General features: G+C 72.7%; 1 protein-coding gene. It reads right to left on the reverse strand.

All coding sequences use genetic code 11. The annotated features are described in order from the left end of the window. Window positions 1-231: hypothetical protein (locus FAF44_RS54225; protein ID WP_237111256.1), on the reverse strand; the 231-nt coding region annotated here is incomplete at both ends.

Genomic DNA, 231 nt, shown 5'->3' on the forward strand with positions numbered 1-231 from the left:
TGCGCGACGAGAGCGGCCGGCTCGTCGTCAACATCGAACTGGAGCTGCACGCGCGCGGCTGGCGGATCGCCGAGCTCCGCGCCAGGTTCAACGCCGCCCACTCGGTCAGCCGCCTGCTCAGCTCGGCGTCCGGGGCGGCGTTGAACCTGGCGCGGAGCTCGGCGATCCGCCAGCCGCGCGCGTGCAGCTCCAGTTCGATGTTGACGACGAGCCGGCCGCTCTCGTCGCGCA

It is taken from the genome of Nonomuraea sp. MG754425 (assembly GCF_021699195.1).
Classification (GTDB): Bacteria; Actinomycetota; Actinomycetes; order Streptosporangiales; family Streptosporangiaceae; genus Nonomuraea.